Annotated in this window: 1 rRNA gene; it reads right to left on the bottom strand. The window is 54.3% G+C overall.

The features are described from left to right. Positions 1–632: ribosomal RNA gene (locus tag AACS05_RS24740) — 16S ribosomal RNA — on the bottom strand; the annotation flags it as partial.

The following is a 632-nucleotide window of genomic DNA, read 5'->3' as shown; positions in this document are numbered from 1 at the left end:
TAGCGCACGGGCGGTGTGTGCAAGGCCCGGGAACGTATTCACCGCGGCGTGCTGATCCGCGATTACTAGCGATTCCGACTTCATGTAGGCGAGTTGCAGCCTACAATCCGAACTGAGACTGGCTTTAAGAGATTAGCTTGCCGTCACCGGCTTGCGACTCGTTGTACCAGCCATTGTAGCACGCGTGTAGCCCAGGTCATAAGGGGCATGATGATTTGACGTCGTCCCCCCTTCCTCCGGTTTATTACCGGCAGTCTCGCTAGAGTGCCCAACTGAATGATGGCAACTAACAATAGGGGTTGCGCTCGTTGCGGGACTTAACCCAACATCTCACGACACGAGCTGACGACAACCATGCACCACCTGTCACCTTGTCCCGAAGAACTCTATCTCTAGAGCTACAGAGGGATGTCAAGACCTGGTAAGGTTCTTCGCGTTGCTTCGAATTAAACCACATGCTCCACCGCTTGTGCGGGCCCCCGTCAATTCCTTTGAGTTTCAACCTTGCGGTCGTACTCCCCAGGCGGAGTGCTTAATGCGTTAGCTGCGGCACTGAATCCCGGAAAGGATCCAACACCTAGCACTCATCGTTTACGGCGTGGACTACTCGGGTATCTAATCCGATCACTACT

It is taken from the genome of Citrobacter sp. S-77 (genome assembly GCF_963864895.1).
Lineage (GTDB): Bacteria > Pseudomonadota > Gammaproteobacteria > Enterobacterales > Enterobacteriaceae > Citrobacter > Citrobacter murliniae.
The sequence above is the reverse complement of the archived record's forward strand: the minus strand, read 5'-3'. Positions and strand labels throughout refer to the sequence as shown.